Source organism: Mesorhizobium sp. WSM4849 (assembly GCF_055811385.1).
In genome coordinates, this window is the sequence record NZ_JBVVPW010000095.1 from 1 (window position 1) to 1,131 (window position 1,131).

Sequence of the window (1,131 nt, forward strand, 5' to 3'; positions counted from 1 at the left end):
AAACTCCGCGAACAGTTGCGGATCGTGGTCAAGACGCTTCAGCAGCGTCTTGGCGTCAATGTCATCTATGCCGGGGATCTTTCCATGTGGGGCTGTGGTGGGCGGCCGGCGACCAGACGACATGCCTCAACTCACTCAGGTGCTAGAAAGGAATATTAGTCAATGCAAAAGGATTACACTCGCGCGCTCCGTGTCGCGCCAGAGGCCATCAAGACGGTAGGACTTGTTGGAACGGGAACGATTGGCGCCGGCTGGGCGACGCACTTCCTCTCGCGTGGGCTCACTGTCATTGCCGTCGACCCCGGTCCCGGTGCCGAAGAACGCATGCGCCGCAAGATTACCCAGGCATGGCCTGTGATGGAAAAGAAAGGGCTAGCAGACGGGGCGTCAATTGATCGGCTACTATTCCAAGAAACGCCCGATGGTGCTTTTTCCGACGTCGATTTCGTACAAGAATCGTCCCCGGAATTGCTGGACGTCAAGAAAGCTGTCATCAGCGATGTCAGCAAAGCTATTCGGCCGGACGTCGTGATTGCCTCCTCCGCGTCATATCTTACCGCAACAGACATCCAGCAGCATTGCCTGAATCCCGCGCGACTGGTTGTCGGCCATCCTTTTCATCCCGTCTATCTGCTGCCGCTGGTGGAAGTGGTTGGCGGCCAGCGCACGGCGCCTGAAACGGTCGATTGGGCGATGAAGTTCTACGCATTTTGGGGCCACCGGCCGTTGCATTGTCGAAAGGAAGTGTTGGGTCACCTAGGCAACCGGCTACAACGCGCATTGTTTGCGGAGGCGTTGCGCCTCGTTGCCGATGGTGTGGCGACCACTGAGGAGGTTGACGCCGCCATGACCGACGCAGCGGGACTTAGGCTTGGCTTATTCGGGCCGTTCATGACACGCGCAATGGCTGGGGGGGATGCCGGACCAAGAACCGTGTTCGAGTGGCAAAGAACAAACAAAATCACCTTTCCCTTCGAGCGTGACAACCCTGAGTTAACCAACGCCCTTGTCGATGACTTAGTGGCAGGAATGGTGCGGCAGATCGATGGCCGCGCAATCGAGGATCTGGAAACGGTACGAGATACCTATATTCTGGAGCTGACAAAACTGAGGGAACAGGCGTTTGCCCAT

The 1,131-nt window shown here is 57.2% G+C and carries 1 protein-coding gene; it reads left to right on the top strand.

Annotated elements, in window-relative coordinates:
* Positions 1–162: 162 nt before the first annotated feature.
* A partial coding sequence (locus AC0L3L_RS36340; protein WP_473642179.1) for a 3-hydroxyacyl-CoA dehydrogenase NAD-binding domain-containing protein occupies positions 163–1,131 on the top strand: 969 nt, incomplete at its 3' end.